This is a genomic window from Gemmatimonadales bacterium, assembly GCA_019637315.1.
GTDB lineage: Bacteria > Gemmatimonadota > Gemmatimonadetes > Gemmatimonadales > GWC2-71-9 > SHZU01.
In genome coordinates, this window is sequence record JAHBVU010000007.1 from 201,497 (window position 1) to 208,951 (window position 7,455).

At 67.4% G+C, this 7,455-nt stretch carries 5 protein-coding genes; 2 read left to right on the forward strand and 3 right to left on the reverse strand.

What is annotated here, in order from left to right:
- Positions 1–47: 47 nt before the first annotated feature.
- Positions 48–1,415 (reverse strand): FAD-binding oxidoreductase, encoded by a 1,368-nt coding sequence (locus KF785_08965; GenBank protein ID MBX3146892.1) that lies wholly within the window; start codon positions 1,413–1,415, stop codon positions 48–50.
- Positions 1,412–3,022 (reverse strand): phosphoglycerate dehydrogenase, encoded by a 1,611-nt coding sequence (serA, locus tag KF785_08970; protein ID MBX3146893.1) that lies wholly within the window; start codon positions 3,020–3,022, stop codon positions 1,412–1,414. Before serA ends, KF785_08965 begins: the two co-directional genes overlap by 4 nt.
- Positions 3,023–3,183: 161 nt before the next feature.
- Between serA and ggpS the strand changes: the two genes are divergently transcribed.
- Both ggpS and KF785_08980 read left to right on the forward strand, forming a co-directional pair.
- Positions 3,184–5,517: a glucosylglycerol-phosphate synthase gene (ggpS, locus tag KF785_08975; GenBank protein MBX3146894.1), complete on the forward strand. Its 2,334-nt coding sequence runs from the start codon at positions 3,184–3,186 to the stop codon at positions 5,515–5,517.
- A 2-nt stretch (positions 5,518–5,519) separates the two neighbouring features.
- The gene (locus KF785_08980) at positions 5,520–7,256 is read left to right on the forward strand and encodes a Na+:solute symporter (GenBank protein MBX3146895.1); all 1,737 of its coding nucleotides are present in this window, start codon (positions 5,520–5,522) and stop codon (positions 7,254–7,256) included.
- An 18-nt stretch (positions 7,257–7,274) separates the two neighbouring features.
- Here KF785_08980 and KF785_08985 read toward each other — a convergent pair.
- The coding region (locus KF785_08985; GenBank protein MBX3146896.1) for a hypothetical protein at positions 7,275–7,455 on the reverse strand (181 nt) is incomplete at its 5' end.

Below are 7,455 nucleotides of genomic sequence, written 5' to 3' on the forward strand. Positions count from 1 at the left end.
CATGGCCGATCCGAGGCGGGCCGCCGATCGCTGTGGTGAGCCGCGAATCAGCTGGCGAGAATGTTCCCGGGCGCCATCAGGCCGAGGGGATCCAGTTCACGCTTGATGGCGCGAAGCATCCGCTGCTGAGTCCCGTCGAACTGGAGCGGCAACCACTTGGCCTTGATCTTTCCGATACCGTGCTCGGCAGCTACCGTTCCGCCTCCCGCAACGACATCTCGCAAGGTGCGCTCGACGACGGCCTCGATCCGGCTAACCTCGGCCGCATCCCTGCCAATGTAATTGCAATGGGGATGGCCATTGCCGGCGTGCCCGAAGATGACCGGCTCCAACACCCCCGCCTCGGCCGCTCGGCGCCGGACTGTCCTGATCGTATCCGCCAGTTCACGATACGGCACCGCCCAGTCGGTCGAGATCCGCCGTCCGCCCTGCGGGCGGAACGCGGCGGCCCGCTCGTGCATCTGCGCCGGCACGGCATGACGCAGCCGGCGAGCGACGACCAGCGCGGTATCGCCCTCGAACGCGTTGACCGCGTCGACCAGTGCACCATGCTGCTCCGCAAGCTCGAGCCAAGCCTCGAGCGGCGGCTCATCCTCCCGCGCCTCCTCGACGTAGGCCACCGCGCCAACGCCCTCGGGCCAGACGGCGTCTCCGCCGTCGTGGCGCGCGATGGCCGCCGCGCCCTTGTCGAGGAACTCGAGGCAGCGCGGTGCCACGACCGCCGACTCCCTCGCTGCGACGATAAAGGCCAACGCATCCTCTTCCGCAGCGAACGGAATCGCAAGGCCAAGTTCCACCGCCGGTCGGGGCAGCAGGGCAAGTTCCGCCGACAGCACCACGCCAAGCGTGCCTTCACTCCCCACGAACCAAGAGACGAGATCCTGCAGCGGCGGGTACCCGACCGTGTTCTTTTCGAGCGCCGGGCGGCGCAGTTCCAGCACTTCGCCCGAAGCAAGCGCAACCGTCACGGCCCGCAGGTGCGCCCCGGTCGCGCCATAGCGCAACGTTCTCGGCCCGGACGCATTACAGGCAATCGCGCCACCGACGGTACACTCCTGCTCGCTCGTTGGATCTGGCGCGAAGAACAAACCGTGCGGGGCCAGAGCTCGCTGCAGGTCGCCTATCAGAACACCCGACTCGACCCGGGCAATCCGAGCCGCCGGATCGACGTCGAGGATCCGGTCCATTCGGCGAGTCGAGAGCAGGATCCCCCGATCGGCAATGCTGGACGCGGTCGTGCTCGTCTGACCACCTGCCGGCGTGACCCAGGTGCGGTCGGCAGTTGCATTGCGCAGCAAGTCAACCACCTCGGCAGCGCTGTCAGGACGCGCCACCGCATCAGGCAGCAGGGTCAGGCCGGAGGCGTCGGCAGCGTAGCCTTCCCTGACGTCCCGGTCGACGACGAGGTCGGTCACGTCTCGGTTCGGAACCGGATGACCGAGGCCGACTGCACGTCCGGCAGCGCAATCAAAGTATCACGCAACCCCGCCCCGCCGGGGCCATCGACAGATATCACGGCCAGCGCCTGCCCGCCCTCCGCCAGACGCGCCTGGTGGTACTCGGCAATGTTGACGCCGGCATTGCCGAGCGCGGTACCGACGTGACCGATGACGCCAGGCACGTCGCGATTGGTCAGCACGATCAGGGTTTCCCGCGGTGCTACGTCGACGTGAAACGGCCCGACCTGGGTGAGGCGCATCGGCGCGTCGAGCGGCGCGACACCACCGATCCGCATCTCCTGTCCGTCCGCCACCACGACAACCTCGACCGCGCGCGGATGCACCGGTGCGGCATCCTCGGCCAGGCCGAGGGTCATACCCCGCGAGGCGGCCAGGGCGCGCGCATTGATCAGATTGAGGCGGGATTCGTCGATGATTCCCTGCAGCACACCAAGCGCTGCGGCCGAGAGCAGCGTAGTGCCGGCGGCGCTGAGATCGGCCCCGCGCCGCACGGTAATCGAGGCCACCGCACGAGCGCCACGATCGGCCAGCAGCGTCCGCGCCACATCCGCCGCCCGGCGAGCCAACTCGACCACTGGGCGCAACTGAACCCAATCGCCTGCAGGCATCGTCACGTTGAGGGACCGGGAAAGGTCCCCGCGCAGCAGCGCGTTCCGAACCCCTTCGCAGGCGTCGACCGCCACGTTCCGCTGCGCCTCCATGGTCGAGGCGCCGATGTGCGGCGTCAGGACCACCCGGTCCATCACCTGCCAGGGGTGGTGCCCCTGGACCGGCTCGGCCACGAACACATCGAGCACCGCCCCGCTCAGCTGACCCTCGGCAATCGCCGTGCGCAGCGCGTCGTCATCGACGATGCCCCCTCGGGCCAGATTCGCGACGATGGCGCCACGACGCAGGCGAGCAAGCTGCGCTTTGCCGATCAGCCCCGTCGTTTCGGGCGTGAGCGGCGTATGGACCGTCAGGATATCGACCGTCTCGCAGAGTTTGTCGAGCGAAGGCGCTCGCGTCACCGCCAGGGCCGTGAACCGCTCGTCCGGAATGTAGGGGTCGTAGGCCAGCACCTTCATACCAAAGGCCAGCGCCCGAGTCGCGATCGCACCGCCGATCCGGCCGAGCCCGACGATCCCCAGGGTGCGACCGTTGAGCTCGCTCCCGAGGAGCGCCGACCGGTCCCAGCGCCCCTCATGCATCGATTGATTGGCCCGAGTCAGGTGGCGCAGCAGCGTGAGCATCGACCCGAACCACAATTCGGCGACCGCAACCGTATTACCCGCTGGGGCATTGATGACAGCGATCCCGAGTTCGGTGGCAACCTCGAGCGCCACGTTGTCGATACCCACGCCCGCGCGACCCACAACCTTGAGGCGGTGGCCGCGACGAAGCAAGGCCTCGGAAATCCGGGTGGCGCTCCGGCCGACGATCGCATCGTAGTCCGGGATCCGCTGGAGCAGTTCGTCGGCAGAAAGGGTGGGCAATTCATCGACCTGAAATTCTTTGACGGCGCGAAGCAGGTCGACCCCGTCGCGATCGACCTCGTCCGTGACTAGGATGCGGAATGGCATGTCCGAAATCTAACCAGAACGAGCCCCCGATCGCGGCCCGATCCCGAGCGTCCTTCGCCGTGCGCGAACGCCCCCGAAGCCGGCGGAGACCCCGCCCGGAGGGCCTGTCCGAGCTGGACCCTCCCCCACCACGTGACGTCCGCCCCCGAGGACAGTGACAGATGCGCACCAATCGACAACGCGGCGATCGGTTGCGCTTCGGGTCGATCGCCCTATCTTGCGAAGACCGGAAGTGCGACACTGGCCATGACCCTGCAGGGAGATGCCTTATTCAACTACTCGCGACCGACCTCGACGGCACCTTCCTCGGCGGCCGGCAGGCCGACCGCCTCGCCCTCTACCGGGTCTTGCGAAGCCCGGGTGCACCCCGACTCGTCTTCGCGACCGGACGCGGCATCGAGACCATTCTCCCGCTGCTCGCCGATCCGCTGATCCCGAAACCAGACTATATCATCGCCGACGTCGGGGCCACGGTCGTCGATGGCACTGACCTTCGCCCGATCACACCCCTGCAGTGGGAAATCGACCGATCCTGGATTGGTGCGCATGCCGTGCTGGATGCGGTCGGCGCCATCCCGGAACTGGTTCGCCAACCGGTGCCGCAGGAACGCCGGGTGTCGTTCTTCATCGAGGAGGCGGAGACCGAGGCGCTGGTCCGACAACGCCTTGGCGATCTGCCGGTTGATGTCCTCCGCTCCGCGTCGAAATATCTCGACGTGCTTCCGACCGGCACCAACAAAGGGTCCACCCTCCGCCGCCTGATCGACTATCTCGGGATCCCCGACGAGAGCGTATTGGTCGCCGGTGATACCCTCAACGATCTCTCCCTCTACCAGCACGGATTCCACGGTGTGGTCGTCGGGCAGGCCGAACCGGCCCTGGTCGCGGCGACCCGATCGCTGCCCCGGGTTCGTCATGCTCGCCTCCCGGGGGCCGGTGGAATTCTCGAGGTGATGCGGGCGCTGGATCGGAATGCGCGGCTGACGCGGGCCCCGGCGCCTTCCCCGGAGGGCGATGCCCAGCTCGTCGTCGTGTACCACCGGCTTCCCTTCGAGGAGTACACGGTCGATGGGGCGGTCCGCCGCCGACCGCATGCGTCCCCGAACGGCATCATCCCCACCCTGCTTGGTTGCTTCCAGGACGGCCGACCCGGCTCGTGGGTCGCCTGGACGACACAGACCTCGGACGGGCCTCGTTCGATCATCCACGAACCCGTCGATGAGTCCCTCTATTCTGATCTCGTCGTCGCCAAGGTTCCGCTCGAGACCGAGGATGTCGAGCGCTTCTACAAGCGGTTCTCGAAGGAAGCGTTCTGGCCGGTCATCTTCTCCTTTGTCGATCGCGCCGTCTTCCGAGCGGAAGACTGGGAGCACTTCTGCGAGGTCAATCGCCGCTTTGCCGAAGCAGCTGCGGGCGAAGCCGACGAGGGCGCCCTGGTCTGGATTCACGATTACAATCTCTGGATGGTCCCCGCGTACCTGCGCCAGCTGCGCCCCGACGTGAAGATCGGGTTCTTTCACCACACGTCGTTCCCGCCGGCCGACGTCTTCAATGTCATCCCTTGGGCCAGCGAGATCGTGGGCTCACTGGTGCAGTGCGACCATATCGGATTTCATATTCCGCGCTATGCCGCCAACTTCCTCGACGTGATCCGGTCCCATATGGAGACGGAAATCGTCCAGGTCGAACCCTGCGCACCCAGGTATCGGGTCCACGGCGTCGCGCTGGCCATCCCGCGAGTGCCACGTCGAGTCCGCGCCGGCGATCGCATTCTCAGTCTCGGTGTCCATCCCGTCGGCATCGATCTGGCCGCGGTCCGGGACATCATTGCGGATACCGCTCGAATGGCCCGGATCAACGAGATCCGCGAGCGGTTCCAGAACGTTCGCCTGGTGGTGTCGATCGAGCGACTCGACTACGTCAAAGGGCCGCTCCAGAAGCTGGAGGCATTCGAGCGACTGCTGGAGCGGCATCCCGAGTATCGGGAAAACGTCTCGCTCGTTTTCGTCACGACCCCGGCTGCGCCCGGCATGGAAGTGTATGATGAAGTGCGCACCGCCGTGGATGAGATCGTCGGGCGGATCAACGGTCGGTTCGGGACGATCGGCTGGACGCCAATTCACTATTTCTTTCGATCGCTCCCGTTCGACGAGGCCATCGGCTACGCCGCAGCTGCTGACGTTGCCTGGATCACCCCGCTCCGTGATGGCCTCAACCTGGTTGCCAAGGAGTTCGTCGTCGCCCAGGATGCCGCTGGCGGCGCCGGCGTGCTGCTGCTCAGCGAGTTCGCCGGCGCCGCCGTCGAACTGCACGGCGCCCTGCTCACCAACCCTTATGACATCGAAGGGATGACGGCCAGGCTTCAGGATGCGCTCGCCATGCCCGAGCCGGAACGCCGACTTCGCATGCGACGGCTGGCTCGCATCGTCGCCAGCCATGACGTCGCCGACTGGAGCCGTGAGTTTCTCGACGCCCTGGCGGCCGATCCCGGATAGACGTGCTCCACGGGATCGATTGGGCCGTCATCGCTGGCTATCTGATGGTCGCACTCGCGATCGGCGTGTGGGCCAGCCGCGGAAGTCGGGCCGGTCGGACCAGCTTCTTCCTCGCCGATCGATCCCTGCCGTGGTGGTGGGCCGGTCTCTCGATCGCGGCCACCACGTTTGCCGCGGACACGCCCCTCGCCATCAGCGGTATCATCGCCGATCGGGGGCTGTCCGGTAACTGGCTCTGGCTGTCCTGGATCCTGGTTCACGCCGGTGTCGTCGCGGTCTTCGCCCGACGATGGTGGCGGACCGGGGTGGTGACCGATGCGGAGTTCATCGGGATGCGGTACAACGACCGTGCCGCCCCCTTGCTACGCACCACGAGGGCAGCCCTCTACGGCGGGCTCTACAACATCATCATCCTGGGCTGGGTTCTGCGAGCCATGGGCAAGATCGTCGAGCCCCTGGCCCCCTGGGAACGCTGGGCGCCGGGGCTGCTGAGCACCGTCAGCCGGATCCTGCCGGCTGAGAGCGCCGTCGGCGACCCGGCCTCGCTCCTCACCATTCTGGGCCTGGTGGCGCTGGTCACGACCTACTCGGCGCTGGGCGGCCTGCGCGGCGTGGTCCGAACCGACCTGATCCAGCTCGGGCTCGGCCTGGCTGGAAGCATCTGGCTCGCCGTCGCGGCCTGGGAAGCGGTCGGCGGCCGCACCGGTCTGCAGGAGGGGCTCGCAAACCTGTACGGCGACCGGCGATTCGAGCTGGTGGCACTCTTCCCATCGGCAGGAGGAGGTTGGCTCGGCGCGCTCGAGCTGGGAACGTTCGCCATCGGCAGCTACCTCTTGGTCCAGGGCTATGCCAACATCCCGGCGGACGGGGGCGGCTATCTGCAGCAGCGCCTCAATGCCACCCGAAGCGAGGGCGATGCCGTCCGGGCCGCCTGGCTCTTCGTCGGGGTGCAGTACCTGTTGCGCACCTGGCCTTGGTTCGTAGTCGGCCTGGCCGCCCTGGTGCTGATCCCGCTCGACGGATCAACAGCGCAGATCCCCGGCCCCCTCGCCGACACGGTACGATCGGACCGCGAGGCGGGGTATCCGGCCCTGATGCTGGCACTCCTCCCGCCAGGTGCGCTTGGAATGCTCGTGGTGTCCCTGCTCGCGGCCTTCATGAGCACGGTCGACACGCATTTCAACTGGGGCGCGTCCTACCTGGTCAACGACGTCGCCCTGCGGATCCGCCCCGATCTGTCAGAGCGGGTCCAGATTCGGATCGCGCGGCTGGCCGTGATTGGGTTTGCCGGCCTGGCGGTGGCGGTGGCCCTCAACATCGAAACGATCGAACAGGCCTGGAAATGGGTCGCGGTGCTGGGCGCCGCCCTCGGGGCGCCCACGGTGCTTCGTTGGCTCTGGTGGCGGATGACGGCGCTTGCCGAGCTGGCGGGGGCGGTCACCGGACTGGCCGTCGGCGCGGCCACCGGAGCCGCAGGAGTCGGCTACGAACGGCAGCTCCTCTGGGTCGCGGCCCTGAGTCTGGCCGCGACCCTGCTGACGGTATGCATCGGCCCTCGAAGCGACCGGGCCCATGCCTCGATCTTTGCCGCCCGGATCGAGCCGCCGGGCTGGTGGCCCGACCGCACGCCGATTGAAACCGCCCGGAGTCTCGGCCGCGCAGGTGGCGCCACCCTCCTGACGATCGCGGTCGTCGTCCTCGGACTCTGGATCGGGCACCGGCTGCTGTTCGCGCCCTGACCGCGGGGCGCCTGGCGCTTAGCGCAGCGACCGGCCGACGATGGTGGGCACCGAGCCCAGGTGACCCGCCACCGGCGCCACGCCATCGATCCAGAGACGCACGGTCGATCTGCCATCGGCAAACGGATCTGCTCCGTCCACCACGAGCGTAAAGGCTCGTTCGGCCGTTTCTCCCTGCTTGCGCACCACCCCGGTAATC

Bases quoted from the DNA above. Each gene is read 5' to 3' on its own strand.
- serA (MBX3146893.1), bottom strand. From the start codon at position 3,022: ATGCCATTCCGCATCCTAGTCACGGACGAGGTCGATCGCGACGGGGTC.
- ggpS (MBX3146894.1), top strand. From the start codon at position 3,184: ATGCGCACCAATCGACAACGCGGCGATCGGTTGCGCTTCGGGTCGATC.